At 61.4% G+C, this 12,859-nt stretch carries 10 protein-coding genes and 1 tRNA gene; 5 read left to right on the forward strand and 6 right to left on the reverse strand.

The window, feature by feature from the left end; all coding sequences use genetic code 11:
- Positions 1-67 precede the first annotated feature (67 nt).
- The 5 genes from hisA to ABMD26_RS10335 all read right to left on the reverse strand — a co-directional run bounded on the left by hisA (position 68) and on the right by ABMD26_RS10335 (position 4,197).
- Positions 68-805 (reverse strand): 1-(5-phosphoribosyl)-5-[(5-phosphoribosylamino)methylideneamino]imidazole-4-carboxamide isomerase, encoded by a 738-nt coding sequence (hisA, locus tag ABMD26_RS10315; RefSeq protein ID WP_049861649.1) that lies wholly within the window; start codon positions 803-805, stop codon positions 68-70.
- Positions 806-847: 42 nt separating this feature from the next.
- Entirely contained in the window at positions 848-1,105 is a 258-nt protein-coding gene (locus ABMD26_RS10320; RefSeq protein WP_049861648.1) for a DUF2164 domain-containing protein, read from the reverse strand.
- The gene (gene hisH, locus ABMD26_RS10325) at positions 1,105-1,743 is read right to left on the reverse strand and encodes an imidazole glycerol phosphate synthase subunit HisH (RefSeq protein ID WP_049861647.1); all 639 of its coding nucleotides are present in this window, start codon (positions 1,741-1,743) and stop codon (positions 1,105-1,107) included. Before hisH ends, ABMD26_RS10320 begins: the two co-directional genes overlap by 1 nt.
- The gene (hisB, locus tag ABMD26_RS10330; RefSeq protein WP_043191647.1) at positions 1,743-2,336 is read right to left on the reverse strand and encodes an imidazoleglycerol-phosphate dehydratase HisB; all 594 of its coding nucleotides are present in this window, start codon (positions 2,334-2,336) and stop codon (positions 1,743-1,745) included. Before hisB ends, hisH begins: the two co-directional genes overlap by 1 nt.
- A 202-nt stretch (positions 2,337-2,538) precedes the next feature.
- Positions 2,539-4,197 (reverse strand): OFA family MFS transporter, encoded by a 1,659-nt coding sequence (locus ABMD26_RS10335; protein ID WP_049861646.1) that lies wholly within the window; start codon positions 4,195-4,197, stop codon positions 2,539-2,541.
- Between the two features lie 406 nt (positions 4,198-4,603).
- On the opposite strand from ABMD26_RS10335, the gene ABMD26_RS10340 reads away from it, so the two are divergent.
- The 4 genes from ABMD26_RS10340 (at position 4,604) to ABMD26_RS10355 (ending at position 8,333) form a co-directional block, all read left to right on the forward strand.
- Positions 4,604-6,832 carry an AsmA family protein gene (locus ABMD26_RS10340; protein ID WP_354309371.1) on the forward strand — a complete coding sequence of 743 codons (2,229 nt, stop codon included), beginning with the start codon at positions 4,604-4,606 and terminating at the stop codon, positions 6,830-6,832.
- Positions 6,829-7,893 carry an A/G-specific adenine glycosylase gene (mutY, locus tag ABMD26_RS10345; protein ID WP_354309373.1) on the forward strand — a complete coding sequence of 355 codons (1,065 nt, stop codon included), beginning with the start codon at positions 6,829-6,831 and terminating at the stop codon, positions 7,891-7,893. The genes ABMD26_RS10340 and mutY overlap by 4 nt, the downstream gene beginning before the upstream one ends.
- On the forward strand, positions 7,893-8,165 hold the full coding sequence (locus tag ABMD26_RS10350; protein WP_090355347.1) for an oxidative damage protection protein: 273 nt from the start codon (positions 7,893-7,895) through the stop codon (positions 8,163-8,165). The genes mutY and ABMD26_RS10350 overlap by 1 nt, the downstream gene beginning before the upstream one ends.
- A 92-nt stretch (positions 8,166-8,257) precedes the next feature.
- Positions 8,258-8,333, forward strand: a tRNA-Phe gene (locus ABMD26_RS10355).
- Positions 8,334-8,514: 181 nt separating this feature from the next.
- Here ABMD26_RS10355 and ABMD26_RS10360 read toward each other — a convergent pair.
- The gene (locus tag ABMD26_RS10360; RefSeq protein ID WP_502948311.1) at positions 8,515-10,734 is read right to left on the reverse strand and encodes a TonB-dependent siderophore receptor; all 2,220 of its coding nucleotides are present in this window, start codon (positions 10,732-10,734) and stop codon (positions 8,515-8,517) included.
- A gap of 319 nt (positions 10,735-11,053) precedes the next feature.
- Between ABMD26_RS10360 and ABMD26_RS10365 the strand changes: the two genes are divergently transcribed.
- A complete protein-coding gene (locus ABMD26_RS10365) occupies positions 11,054-12,799 on the forward strand; it encodes an anti-phage dCTP deaminase (RefSeq protein WP_134722815.1) in 1,746 nt (581 codons plus the stop codon).
- The last annotated feature ends 60 nt before the right edge of the window (positions 12,800-12,859 follow it).

Raw genomic sequence — 12,859 nt, forward strand, 5'->3', positions numbered from 1 at the left:
CGAGGTGTCTGTGAACGCGGCTTGCGCCGCTGCTACAGGAAGCCGGGGCGCGGGCCGCGTTTAGCCATTACGCGTTGTACGAATCGCAAAAAGCCTGGGCCTCGGCGACGTCCAGGGTGCCTTCGTAGATGGCCCGGCCGGTGATGGCGCCGATGATGCCCGGAGCCTTGGCGTCCAGCAGGGCACGGATGTCGCCCAAGTTGTGGATACCGCCGGAAGCGATCACCGGGATCCGGGTCGCGGCCGCCAGGGCAGCGGTGAACGGCACGTTGCAGCCCTGCATCATGCCGTCCTTGGCGATGTCGGTGTAGACGATCGCCGACACGCCATCGGCCTCGAAGCGCTTGGCCAGGTCGATGACCTGCACCGTGCTCACTTCCGCCCAGCCGTCGGTGGCGACGAAGCCGTCCTTGGCGTCCAGGCCGACGATGACCTTGCCGGGGAACGCACGGCAGGCCTCGGCGACGAACTCGGGCTGCTTGACCGCCTTGGTACCGATGATCACGTAGCTGACGCCAGCCTTGACGTAGTGTTCGATGGTTTCCAGCGAGCGGATGCCGCCGCCGATCTGGATCGGCAGGTGCGGGTAGCGCTTGGCGATCGCGGTAACCACTTCGCCGTTCACTGGCTGGCCTTCGAAGGCACCGTTGAGGTCGACCAAGTGCAGGCGACGGCAGCCGCCTTCGACCCACTTGGCCGCCATGCTCACCGGATCGTCCGAGAACACCGTGGAATCTTCCATGCGGCCCTGGCGCAGGCGCACGCAGGCACCGTCTTTAAGATCGATAGCGGGGATAATCAGCATCTGCAAAAACCTTCGGGGTCGGTGAACGGCGATGCTCGGAAGTCAGTTCTTCTCGAGCGCCCACAGGTCGCTCTCGATGCTTTCGAACCTCTCGCTGAGGTGCGCCTGCACATCGAAAATCGCCCTGTTGTAATAGTGTGGAGCCATTTCGCGGGTGAACAGCTCGAGCACCTCGAGGGCCTCGAACGAACCCAGGTCCAGATCGAAGCGGTCGCGCATGAACCGCTTGATCTTGTCGGCCGCTTCGCTTTCCTGCTCCGGCGTCAGGGTGAGAATGGGCGGCTTGCTGGCCTTGGCCATTACCAGCGTCCATCCCAGGCTGCGAAGTTCTGCAGCAGCTGCAGGCCATGGGTATGGCTTTTCTCGGGGTGGAACTGCACGGCGAAACGTGAACCTTCGGCCAGTGCCGCAGCGAAGTCGCGACCGTAATGGCCGCGCCCTACCACCTGGCCCGGCTTGCCGGCCTCGATGTAGTAGCTGTGCACGAAGTAGAAGCGCGCAAGGTCTGGGATGTCGTGCCACAGTGGGTGGTCCACCGCCTGCTGCACTTCGTTCCAGCCCATGTGCGGGACTTTCAGGTGTTCGCCGTCTTCGTGCAGGTCCTTGCCGAAGAAGCGCACCTTGCCGGGAAACACGCCGATGCAGTCGACGCCGGCGTTTTCCTCGCTGTGCTCCATCAGCGCCTGCATGCCGACGCAGATCCCCAGAAACGGCCGGTCCCGACTGACTTCGCGCACCAGCGCATCGAAGCCAAGGCGGCGGATCTCGGCCATGCAATCGCGGATCGCGCCGACACCGGGGAAAACCACGCGGTCGGCTTCGCGAATGACGTTGGCGTCACTGGTGATCAGCACCTTGCCGGCACCCACGTGCTCCAGGGCCTTGGCCACCGAGTGCAGGTTGCCCATGCCGTAGTCGATTACCGCGACGGTCTGCATCAGAGCACGCCCTTGGTCGACGGCATCTGCCCGGCCATGCGTTCGTCGACGGCGACGGCCATGCGCAGGGCGCGGCCGAAGGCCTTGAACACGGTTTCGATCTGGTGATGGGTGTTGTGCCCACGCAGGTTGTCGATGTGCAGGGAGACGTTGGCGTGGTTGACGAAGCCTTGGAAGAATTCCTGGAACAGGTCGACGTCGAAGCCGCCAACGGTGGCGCGGGTATAGGGCACGTGCATCTGCAGGCCGGGGCGGCCGGAGAAGTCGATGACCACGCGCGACAGCGCTTCGTCCAGCGGGACGTAGGCATGGCCGTAGCGAAAGATGCCCTTTTTGTCGCCGATGGCCTTGGCGAACGCCTGGCCCAGGGTGATGCCGACGTCCTCCACGGTGTGGTGGTCGTCGATGTGCAGGTCGCCCTTGCACTCGATGTCCAGGTCGATCAGCCCGTGCCGGGCGATCTGGTCAAGCATGTGCTCAAGAAAAGGAACGCCGATATCGAATCGGGCCTTTCCGGTGCCATCCAGGTTGATCGAGGCTTTGATCTGGGTTTCCAGAGTGTTGCGCTCGACGAACGCGATACGTTCGGCCATCACCAGCTCCGCAAAATCGTTGGGCGAAAAAGGTGATCATTATAGGCACGCGGGCGGGAAACAGGAACAGAAGAGGTTCAGAGGGGGATTGGCGGTGCGGCCTTCGCAGGCAGAGGGCTCAGCCGCCCGCCCCGCTCCCACGTACACCGTGTGGGAGCGGGCTCTGCCCGCGAAGGCCGCACCACCGATTCAAACGTCTACATCAATGAAACAGCACCGCCGTCTTCTGCAGGGTCACCCACACGCCCCACGCCAACGGAATGCCCACGGCCAGCCAGGCCGCGACAGCCAGAGGCTTGGACGCAGGATTGGCCTTCCACTCCAGCACGGTGGTGCCATCGGTGCCCTTGTCATGGCCCAGCGCCTGCTCGGCCTTGAGCTCGGCATCGGTCATGAAGTACTTGTCGGCCACCGGACGCACCAGCGCGTTGCAGATGAAGCCCAGCACCAGCAGGCCGGAGAGGATGTACAACGTGGTGTCGTACACCGCCGCACGGGCTACGCCGTGAGCCAGCTGGTAGTCACGCAGGTTGGTCACCAGCACCGGGCCCAACACGCCGGCCACGGCCCAGGCGGTCAACAGGCGACCGTGAATGGCGCCGACCATCTGCGTACCGAACAGGTCGGCCAGGTAGGCCGGCACGGTGGCGAAACCGCCGCCGTACATCGACAGCACGATGCAGAAAGCCGCCACGAACAGTGCGATGTTGCCCGAATGACCCAGGGTCGGTACCGAGGCATACAGCGCCACGCCCAGGGCGAAGAACACGAAGTAGGTCACCTTGCGGCCGATGTAGTCGGAGAACGAAGCCCAGAAGAACCGGCCACCGATGTTGAACAGGCTGAGCAGACCGGTGAAGCCCGCTGCAATGGCAGCGATCTGCGCCAGTTGCGCCGAGTCCAGCTGGTTGAACGCCAGGTCCACGCCCAGCAGCTTGCCGCCGAACACTTCCTGCAGCAGTGGCGAAGCCATGCCCAGAATGCCGATACCGGCGGAAACGTTGAGGCACAGCACCAGCCAGACCAGTGCGAACTGAGGGGTCTTCCAGGCCACGTTAACGTGCACGTGGCGGTTGGTGATCATGCCCTTGGCCTTCTTCGCCGAAGGAACATAGCCTTCAGGCTTCCAACCGGTCGGTGGGACGCGGTACGACAGCGCGCCGCCGATCATGAAGACGAAGTAGATCGCCGCCATCACCAGGAAGCTCTGCCACACGCCGACGCTGGTAGGGGATGCGAAATGGCCCATCAAGGCAGCCGCCAGAGGGGCGCCGACCATGGCACCGCCGCCGAAGCCCATGATCGCCATGCCGGTGGCCATGCCGCGCTTGTCCGGGAACCACTTGATCAGGGTCGATACGGGGGAAATGTAGCCCAGCCCCAGGCCAATACCGCCGATCACGCCCGAGCCCAGCCACATCAGCCAGATCTGGTGGGTGTAGATACCCAACGCGGAAATGACCAGACCACCGCACCAGCACAGAGCCGACACGACACCGGCCTTGCGCGGCCCGGCGTGTTCCAGCCAGCCACCCCAGATGGCTGCCGAGCAGCCCAGAAAAATGAAGAACAGGGTGTAGATCCAGCTCAGCATCGACACCGACCAGTCACAGGACGATGAGAACACCTGGCTGAAAAAGCTCAGGTCGGGCGCGCACGCCACTGGTGCGGTGATGCCGATTGCCTTGGACAGCGGCAACCAGAACACCGAGAAACCGTACGCCATGCCGATGCACAAGTGAATGGCCAACGCGGCTGGTGGAACCAGCCAGCGGTTGAAGCCAGGCTTGGCGATGATCCGCTCCTTGGACAGAAATCCTGGCTGGGCACCCACGCCGCCGCCCGAAAGACTACTGCTCATTTCGTAACCCCCGTTGATTTTTGTAGTTCAGCTGTCTGCACACAAATGCGCCCACATCCTTCATGCACGTTGGCGATCGATTGTTTTATCGGCAGCATTTGGCAAATCGCGACATAAAGTCGCAGCGGACAGTCGAAGGCGAGAAGATTACCACCAGATGTAACCAATGGAAGCAAACTGCTATCCCTTTATTTCACTGATCTGCCGGATGGTTGGCAAAACCTTCCGAACGGTCCCGAGGATTTCCTCCGGATCGCCGAAACCTGCGCGCCAAAGCGCTCGCGACGCCCTCGCAAGGCAGCGGCGAACGCCCGATGCAACGGCACCGACAGACCGCCCACATCACCAGACGCACAACGTTATACTCTCCCGCTAACTTCCAAATTTCGGACTAAAGGACTCGCCCATGAAAGCGTTCGGCAAAATCCTCGGCCTGTGCATTCTCGGTCTGTTGTTGATTCTGGTGGCCCTGGGTTTCGCCCTCACCCACCTCTTCGACCCCAACGACTACAAGGACGAGATTCGCCAACTGGCACGGGACAGGGCTCACGTCGAGCTGACCCTCAACGGGGACATCGGCTGGAGCCTGTTCCCATGGCTGGGTCTGGAACTGCACGACGCCAGCGTGGCCACGCTCGCCAACCCCAAGACGCCTTTCGCCGACCTGCAGATGCTCGGCCTTTCGGTGCGCGTGCTGCCACTGCTGCGCAAGGAAGTGCAGATGAGCGACGTACGGGTCGAGGGCTTGAACCTGTCCCTGGAGCGTGACGCCAACGGCCACGGCAACTGGGAAGACATCGGCAAGCCCCTGCCCACCACCACAGCAGACCCCAACGACCCGAACGCCCCGGCAGTCACCGAACCCGGCAAGCCCCAGGCACCGTCGCGCCCGGTCAAGCTGGACATCGACAGCCTCACCGTGAACAACGCCCGCGTGCAGTACCACGACGCGCGCACCGGCCGCATGTACACCGCCGAGAGCATCCAGCTCAGCACCGGCGCCGTGCACGAAGGCGCCGACATCCCGCTGAAACTGACCGCGTTCCTGGGCACCAACCAGCCCGTGGTGCGGGCCCGTACCGAACTGGCCGGCGAGCTTCGCTTCGACCGCGTGCTCAAGCGCTACCAGCTCGAGGACATGCGCCTGAGCGGTGAGGCCTCGGGCGATCCGCTGCAAGGCAAGACGGTCACCTTCAGCGCCCAGGGGCAGTTGCTGTTGGACCAGTCCGCCAACATCGCCGAATGGACCGGCCTCAAGCTGGCCGCCAACCAGATGCGTGCGCTGGGCGAACTGCGCGTGCGCAATCTGGACAGCGAGCCTCAGCTCACCGGTGGCCTGTCGATTGCCGAGCTGGATCTGCGTGCCTTCTTCGACAGCATCGGCCAACCGCTGCCAGCGATGGCCCCGGGCAGCCTCGGCAAGTTCGAACTGGTCAGCCGGCTGCAGGGCACCCGCGACAGCCTGGGCCTGGAAGACCTGACGCTGAAGCTGGACGAGAGCACCTTCACCGGCCGCATCGCCGTGGAAGATTTCGCCCACCAGGCACTGCGCCTGCAGCTCAAGGGCGACACTTTCAACGCCGACCGCTACCTGCCGGCCAAGACCGAAAAGGCCGCCAACGCCAGCGCGGCGCGCCAGGCCGAGGTGCAGAACAGCGAAGCGGCCGCCGTGGCATCCGGTGAATCGCCGCTGCCCGACGCGCCAACCCGCGGCGCCTGGAGCGACGATCGCCTGCTGCCTGTCGAACGCCTGCGAGCCCTGGACGTACAAGCCGACCTCGCCATCGGCCAACTGACCCTCAAGGGCTTGCCGGTGCGCAACGCCACCCTCAAGGCCCAGGGCCAGGGCGGCATGCTGACCTTGCAAACCCTGGCCGGTGGCCTCTACAACGGCACCTTCAACACCCAGGGCACCCTCGACGTGCGTCCGGAAACGCCGCTGCTGGCGTTGCAGACGCGCATCGACAAGGTGCCTGTGGAAAACTTCATCAAGTCGCAGAACGCCAACCCACCGGTGAGGGGCCTGTTGAACCTCAACAGCAACCTGAGCGGCTCGGGCAACAGCCAGAAGGCGCTGGTCGAATCGCTCAACGGCACCGCCAGCTTCGTCCTCAACGACGGCGTACTGGTCAACGCCAACCTGGAGCAGCAGATCTGCCGTGGCATCTCGGTGCTCAACCGCAAGACCCTCAACGGCGAACCGCGTGGCAAGGACACACCGTTCAAGGAGCTCAAGGGCAGCCTGGTGTTTCGCAACGGCGTGGCCAGCAACCAGGACCTGCTGGTGCGCATTCCCGGCCTGACCGTCAAAGGCGACGGCGACGTCGATCTGCGCGTACTGGGGATGGACTACCGCGTGGGCGTGGTGGTGGAAGGCGAACAGGGCACCAGCGCCGATCCGGCCTGTCAGGTGGGCGAACGTTTCGTCGGCGTGGAACTGCCGCTGCGCTGCCGTGGCCCGCTGGAGATGGGCGCCAAGGCTTGCCGCATCGACCGTGACGGCCTGGGCCAGGTGGCTGCCAAGCTGGCCGGCGACCGTATTCGCGACAAGATAGACGAGAAGCTCGAAGAAAAACTGGGCGACAAGGTCGACCCCAAACTCAAAGACGCGTTGCGAGGTCTGTTCAACCGATGAGTCCCGAGCAGTTTTCCAGCGCCGTGCTGGAATGGTACGACCGCAACGGCCGGCATGATTTGCCGTGGCAGCAGGACATCAACCCGTATCGGGTGTGGGTCTCGGAAATCATGCTGCAGCAGACCCAGGTCAGCACGGTGCTGAACTACTTCGACCGCTTCATGGCGGCGCTGCCCACCGTGCAGGCGCTGGCCGAGGCGCCGGAAGACGAAGTGCTGCACCTGTGGACCGGGCTGGGCTACTACACCCGCGCCCGCAACCTGCAGAAAACCGCCAGGATCGTGATGGCCGAGCACGGCGGCGAGTTTCCCCACGACGTGGAGAAACTGGTCGAACTGCCTGGCATCGGCCTGTCCACGGCCGGGGCGATCGCCAGCATCAGCATGGGCCTGCGCGCGCCGATCCTCGACGGTAACGTCAAGCGCGTGCTCGCCCGCTACACCGCGCAGGAAGGCTATCCGGGCGAACCCAAGGTGGCCAAGGCGCTGTGGGCCACCGCCGAGCGCCTGACCCCACAGACCCGAGTGAACCACTACACCCAGGCGATGATGGACCTGGGCGCCACCCTGTGCACCCGCAGCAAGCCCAGCTGCCTGCTCTGCCCACTGGAAAAAAGCTGTGAAGCGCACATGCTCGGCCTGGAAATCCGCTACCCGGTGCCCAAGCCGCGCAAGGCCGTTCCGCAACGCGCAACGCTGATGCCTCTGCTCGCCAACCGCGAAGGCGCCATCCTGCTTTACCGCAGGCCCTCCAGCGGCCTGTGGGGCGGCCTGTGGAGCCTTCCCCAGCTCGACGACCTGAACGACCTCGACCACCTCGCCGGCCAGCACGCGCTGCACCTGCTTGGCCGGCGCCAGCTACCCGCCCTGACTCACACCTTCAGCCATTTCCAGCTGGCCATCGACCCGTGGCTGGTGCAGGTCGAGCAGACCGCCCACCACGTGGCCGAGGCCGACTGGCTCTGGTATAACCTCGCCACACCGCCGCGCCTGGGCCTGGCAGCCCCGGTGAAGAAGCTGCTGCAACACGCAGCCGACGCCTTGAACGCAGGAGATCTGTAATGACCCGCACCGTAATGTGCCGCAAGTACAAAGAAGAACTGCCCGGCCTCGAGCGCCCGCCCTACCCCGGCGCCAAGGGCGAAGACATCTACAACCACGTCTCCCAGCAAGCCTGGGGCGACTGGCAGAAACACCAGACGCTGCTGATCAACGAGCGCCGCCTGAACATGATGAACGCCGAAGACCGCAAATTCCTGCAGGGCGAGATGGACAAGTACCTGTCCGGCGAGGAATACGCCAAGGCCGACGGCTACGTGCCACCCGCCGAATAACCCAGCAAAATCGTAAGCGACGGTATTAATTAAAATTTTTTTCGACATCACGCTTGACGACCCGTCGAAAAACCAGTTTAATGCGCCCCGTTGCCCAGATAGCTCAGTCGGTAGAGCAGGGGATTGAAAATCCCCGTGTCGGCGGTTCGATTCCGTCTCTGGGCACCACCTTCCGTTTTCAGGTGGTGCATGCAGTACCTGAAAACACACAGAGAGCCCGCCTAGTGCGGGCTTTTTGTTGTCTGGCGTTTCACACCTCGTGAAAGCCCGTGGGCAGGCGAATGGATCGAGTTCGGTCCTCGGATCCACTCACAGCCCCAGCGCGCCCTCCCTGGCCAAGTTGGGTGGCTTACCAGCGAAACGCCACGGTCCCCAGCACCGTTCGCTCCTCACCCCAATAACAGCGACCCGCGTTGTTGCAGCCCGATACGTATTCCTTGTCAAACAGGTTCTTCGCGTTGACGTCCACCGACCAATGCTCGTTGATGTCATACCCCACCAACGCATCCACCAGCGTCACATCGCCGGTTTTCAGCTTGCCGTACAGCGTCGGGGCTGTGTAGGCAAAGGTGTTGTCGAAGTAGCGCACGCCGCCGCCCAGGCGTAGACCGCTCAGCGCGCCATCCAGGAAGCGATACGTCGCCCAGGTCGACGCCTGGTTGCGTGGAATACCCGTCAATTGATGATCTTCAAATAATGAGCCTGGCGCGTCTTTGGTCACCCGCGCGTCCGTGTAGGTGTACGACGCAACCAGACTCAGATTAGGCGTCACGTCACTGTTGACCTCAAGCTCCAGGCCCTGAGACTTGCTCTCGCCCACTTGCCGGCTGAAGCCGCTGCTACCTGCGACCACATCGCGTGATTTGGTCAGGTCGAAAACAGCCGCACTGAAGGTCGTGTTCCACCCTTTGGGCTCGAACTTCACACCCACTTCATACTGCTTGCTGAGAATCGGATCGAGCAGATCGCCGTTGGGCTGGGACGATTGTTGTACGGGGGTGAATGCCGTGGAATAGCTGACGTAGGGCGAGATGCCGTTTTCGAACTGGTACATCAAACCCGTCTGCCAGCTGAACCGGTGATCCCAGCCATCCAGGTCCGTGGCCGCTATTGCTGCGCTGCCTGGACGCGCCGCGCTGGCACGGTTGCGGTATTCGCTCTGCACCCAGTCCTGGCGCCCGCCCAACAGGAAAATCCAGTTGTCATACTTGCTTTGCAATTGGCCATACGCGCCGTACATGTGCTGATCGAGCTGGGAGTTCTGCACGTATTGCGAGGCGTTCGGTTGCACCGCCGAGAACACCGGGTTGAACACGTTGTAAGTACCGCCCAGGCCTGCGTTCCAATCCTGGTTGAACGAGGTGCGGTCGTAACTTGCGCCAAGCAGCACTGTGTTGTCCAACGCCCCCGAAGTGAAGTGGCCTTCGAACTGATTATCCACTGAGTAGGTGATCGATTTGTTGTCACGATCATAAGCCGTGCTGCTCAACGTACTGCCAAAGCCGGCCCGGTTCAGATTGTTTGGCCAGGTTTCATGACGGTTCAAGCGCGATTCCATGTAGCGCGAGTTCTGACGGAACTGCCAGACGTCGTTGATCTGATGGCTGAACTCATAACCCAAGGTCCAGGTTTCGCGCTCGAAATCGTCCCAGTTCGGATTGCCGTTGAACTGGTCCTTGCCGATCTTGCCATTGACGTTATTGAGCAGCGTCCCTGCTGCCGGATAGCCCAACAGCAACTTGGTGCGGTCGCGCTGGTAAGTCGACAGCAAGGTCAGGGCGGTGTCTTCGCTGAAGTTGAACGTCATCGACGGCGCGATGTAGAGGCGGTCATCCGGCACCGAGTCAACCTGCGTATCGGCATTGCGGCCCAGCATCACCAGCCGGCCCAGAATGCGGTTGTCGTCCGTCAACGGGCCCGAAACATCGACTCCGAGCTGGCGGCGGTTGTTGCTGCCATAGGTGAACTTGGCCTCGCCCTGCGCGGTTTCGGTCGGCTTTTTACTGACCAGATTGACCAATCCGCCCGGCGCATTTTCGCCGTAGAGAATCGAGCTTGGGCCTCGAAAGACTTCGGTACGCTCCAGCCCATAGGGCTCGGTGGTGGTGTCGTACCGGTTACCTTGAAGACGCAAACCATCTTTCAGCAAACCATAGCCATAGTCCGTGGCGTTGTAACCGCGGATGGAAAACAGATCACCGGCCAAACCATCGCCGACGGCGAAAGGCGGCGCGAAGATGCCTGGCACGTAGCCAAGAATGTCGGTAAGCGTCTGAGAACCTTGGTCCTGGATGCGTTGGCGCGTGACCACCGAGACAGAACGTGGAGTCTCGGACAAAGGCGTACTGGTTTTGGTGCCAGCGGTGCTGTTCTGTACTTGATAACCCGTACTCTGCTGGCTTTCCGGTGCTTGTTCGGTAATGACCAGGTTCTGCAACTGTAGAACCGAATCGTTGGTTGCAGGCCTGGCAGGCGCCTGGTCGGCAGCGGCGATGCCCTGCCAACTGAGTGTGGCAACGAGTAAAGCCACAGAATTCGCGCTGGAATTAATCTTGTTATTGCGAGCCATTTACCATCCTCTCTCCTGAAGATCCTGCGAAGACCAGCCGTTTTTTTGTGTCGACATATCTCAAAAAGCGGGAGAATCTAGCATGGAGTGATTCGCATTTCTATTTAAGTCGTTTTGGGTTGAGGATTCTCGTGGCCTCGTTGAGCTAGTTCGGGAATGGTTTGGGTGATTCACACATGCTGTTACCTATCGCAGGACTGGTTACCGTACGCTCGCGTCTTTATGGGCTATGTTTATTCGCTTCACGTCCCACCTCTCGAAAGTCACCGAGAGTCCCCTCGATCAACGGATTGATCGGCAGCAAGAACAAGGAGTCACCATGCGCTTTGATGGCACGTTCGAAGAACTCAAGATAAAGCTCGAAAGCATTCTGCCCGCTGGCGAATGGCGGGTAATCAACGAAAACCAGCATCAGTTCAAGACTCGCAGCAAAGGCATTCTCAACTGGTACCCGTCTACTGGCACCCTGCACTTTCAAGGCAAATCCCACGCGGCGTCGAAGCTTCAGGAAATGGTCGAGCCTTTGCTCAATAGCCATTACGGAGCGCAGCACACGCAACCTGACGATGCAGCGCAAATGCTGGCAGAGCTTTCCCAGGAACCTGCATCGGACACATCCTATTTCATCGACGATACCTATTCCGATTCCGAGCTCATCATCGGGCTGGTCGGGACGATCGGAACCGACCTTCCGGAGGTGTCGAAGCTGATCGGCGACCGGCTCAAGATTTTCGGCTACGAAACCTGCACCATCAAAGTTTCTACGGATGTCATCGCCAGCATCGGCTCCCCTGCCGACACCACCCATCAGTACGACCGCATCAGCAGCTTCATGGAAGAAGGGAACCGGCTGCGCGGGAAGAGCAAGGACAACGCCATACTGGCATTGGGCGCGGCGGTGCAAATCAACAAGCTGCGAAGCGAGTCGGCCCCCATGCGTCGCCGGGCGTTCATCATCAACTCATTGAAAAGCCCTGCGGAAGTCGAGCGTCTGCGCAAGATCTATTCGGATGGCTTTTTTCTGGTCGGCGTCCACGCCGATCTGACACGACGCCATGAGTATCTGGTGAAGGACCTGTCCATGACGGAGGAGCAGGCATCGCGCCTGATCGAGCGTGATGCGGACGAGCGCGACGAACATGGTCAGCACACCCGCAACACCTACCATCTCTCCGACTTCTTCATTGACTACAATGGCAACTCCGACTCGTTGAAGAAACAGACGTGGCGTATTCTCGACCTGCTTTTCGGTCGCCCCTACATCACCCCGACGTTCGACGAGTACGCGATGTTCATGGCGTTTTCCGCCTCGTTGAGGTCTGCCGACCTGTCGCGTCAGGTAGGGGCAGTCCTGACCAAGCACCGCTGCATCATCGCCACCGGGGCCAATGATGTTCCCAAGGCCCACGGAGGCCTTTACTGGCCCGAAAAGGATCCAGACACCCACGGCATCGTGGATGCGCCTGACGGGCGTGATTACATGCGCGGTCAAGACTCCAATGCCATCCAGAAAAGGCTGATCATCGACGATATCCTTGCGGTGGTTCCCCAGGAGTATCACCAGGAACTCGCGCCATTGATCAGAAGGAGCAAGATCAAGGACATCACCGAATATGGCCGGGTGGTGCATGCCGAAATGGAGGCCTTGCTGTCGAGCGCCCGTTCGGGTGTGAACTGCTCGGGCAGCGACTTGTACTGCACGACTTTCCCCTGTCACAACTGCGCCAAGCACATTGTGGCTGCAGGTATCAAACGGGTGATCTACGTAGAACCCTACCCCAAGAGCAAGGCTCTGGAATTTCACTCCGACGCCATCTCGCTCGGGAACAACCCGGACAATGTCGTATTCGAACCTTTCATCGGGGTTGGCCCGCGGAGCTTTTTCAACCTATTCTCGACGAACCTCGGCAGCGGCTACCCGGTGGCACGCAAGAACGATGACGGCGAAATCGTCGAGTGGAAAGAAGAGAGTGCAAAGCTCAGGACCCAGATGCTTCCGTGCTCTTACATGGATCGTGAAGCAGCAGCAGCGAATCTGCTGTCTACCTACATAGAGGGAACCTAAATGACGACCAAGAAGCAGGAATTTCTAAACCACGTATCCATGTGTCGACAAGCTGTCGCT

The organism is Pseudomonas sp. PvP001, from assembly GCF_040546375.1.
Taxonomy (GTDB): domain Bacteria; phylum Pseudomonadota; class Gammaproteobacteria; order Pseudomonadales; family Pseudomonadaceae; genus Aquipseudomonas; species Aquipseudomonas coleopterorum.